Source organism: Synechococcus sp. CCY9202 (assembly GCF_034931685.1).
Classification (GTDB): Bacteria; Cyanobacteriota; Cyanobacteriia; order PCC-6307; family Cyanobiaceae; genus CBW1002.
In genome coordinates, this window is the sequence record NZ_JAYGID010000117.1 from 1 (window position 1) to 1,584 (window position 1,584).

The 1,584-nt window shown below is 52.2% G+C and carries 2 protein-coding genes; one reads left to right on the forward strand and one right to left on the reverse strand.

Going from position 1 to position 1,584, the window contains the following annotated elements; all coding sequences use genetic code 11:
- The coding region (locus VB777_RS14410) for a hypothetical protein (RefSeq protein ID WP_323249786.1) at window positions 1-987 on the forward strand (987 nt) is incomplete at its 5' end.
- Between the two features lie 46 nt (window positions 988-1,033).
- On the opposite strand, the gene VB777_RS14415 is transcribed toward VB777_RS14410, so the two are convergent.
- A partial coding sequence (locus tag VB777_RS14415; protein ID WP_323249788.1) for a PilZ domain-containing protein occupies window positions 1,034-1,584 on the reverse strand: 551 nt, incomplete at its 5' end.

The window sequence follows — 1,584 nt, forward strand, 5'->3', positions numbered from 1 at the left end:
CGGGATCCGCTCCTCGATCGAGACGTAGGAGAACAAGGAGCCGCTGCGCTCCTGCTGACCTCGCATCAAACCTGGGGCAGTTGGCCCATTCTCGCAGAGGTGGCGGGGTTTTTCAGCAAACTCTTAGTTGAATTGTTAATTGCTTCGGCGATTGGCGCTCTTGTCATTGCTGGAATTGGCAGTGCAGTTCTCACGTCTGAGGTCCGTCTTTCAGGAGCCAATGTGATTTCCCAGACCCTCAAAGATGATCTTGCGCAAGCGTCTAATCTGATCCGCTATGAAGTTGAGATGTCTTCTTTGGTTGAAGACAGTGGAACCTATCCAACAGCATGTGGAACAGGGGCTAGTGTCAAGTTGGTCATTACCGGAAAATACGGAGCATGGCAAGTAATTTATGCGACACGCTCAGTGCCTTCAACTTCTACTGATTGGACCGGTCCTTTTGCCTTGGTGCGTTGCGGCCCTGTCTATGATTCTTCTGGCAACATCAATGCTGGGGGAGCATCGTCTGAGTCTGTTGTATTGGATCGTCTGCCGACGGCAACTTCCATGACGGCAACTCTAAATAAAACCAGTTCTACATTGGCCCGCAGTCTTGAGGTCACTTTGGCCGCACAGGCAGGATCCTCTAGCCCGGTGACAAGAACCTTCCAGTCCACAACAGACTCAAATCCGATCTTTTCCCTTTACGATCTCTACTTGAACAATCCATCCTCCTGTGCCGGCGGATCCTCGCCTTGCAGCACCGCTGGAGGTGTCAACCATTACAGGCCACTCACCTCTACCACGACGATTACAGCCAGCAGTACGGAATCAGATATCGCCTACTTTCCTGGCCAGATCTCCTCCTATTCATTCCGAAAGACTTCTACAGTTGGATCGGGACCATGCACCAGAACATCATGCTATGTGAGCGGTGGTGGCTATGGCATTCAGCTCAATAACTTTAACGTACTTGTTTTCTCAGACGGAGAGTTGAGGATCTAACCTTGACAGGCTTCACGAAGAAAAACAAGGACAGAAAACAGCCAGACTATCTCTTCTGCTCATAAACAGACAAAAACGTCCCCTGCAGCTCAATCGGCTTGTCATATTTGCAGCCGACAAAATAAGCTGATCCCACATGATCCATCCACATCACGGTAGCGTTGCTCACCAGAGGATCACCCGGACTGGGATTGCGGATGAGCACCTGGCCATGATCCCCGGGCACAGGGGATCCCTCTTTGTCAGGAATGGCGATGCAGCAGCCTGAAAGGCTGACATCCCATAGGCGAGCTTTGTACTGCTGGCCATCGATCTCTAAAATCGCAGCAATCTGAACCGAGAAAGCCGGCACACTGAAGCGGGGCTCCTTGCGTGGGGAAAAACCTTTCTTTTCGCTCCTGTTGGCCACGCCCGATCCTCTTGATTCAGCGCTCCTCCACATTGGCATTTCGCTGGTATCCCCCATCACGCTAGGAGCCTGTCGCGCATAGATCACCGCCCGCATGCTCCACAGACGCCCCTGAATCTGCCCAGATCTCAGTGGCTGCAATGGATCTGGTCGATAATATGGGGCATGAGCAAGCCCAAGACCTTCCG